Consider the following 210-nt stretch of genomic DNA (forward strand, 5'->3'; position numbering starts at 1 on the left):
CGGTCGCTTCGTTGACCGATACCTGATCGGCCACGATGGTGACTTTGACCAGGTCGCCCTCACCTGCAGGCTCGTCCGTGACGGTGGTGCTGACGCTGTCCTTGCCCAGTTCCAGTTGCTCGAACTGATCCGCGCCCTTGCCGGTAACGCCAGTCAGGGACTGGGTAATGGTGACCGGGTCGTTGACGTAGACGTTGTCTGGTGCAGTGA

Annotated in this window: 1 protein-coding gene; it reads right to left on the minus strand. The window is 61.0% G+C overall.

Going from position 1 to position 210, the window contains the following annotated elements; all coding sequences use genetic code 11:
* On the minus strand, positions 1-210 hold a 210-nt coding region (locus tag ACN6NG_RS30110; RefSeq protein WP_474317589.1), incomplete at both ends, for a hypothetical protein.

The organism is Pseudomonas sp. TSO6 (genome assembly GCF_056098905.1).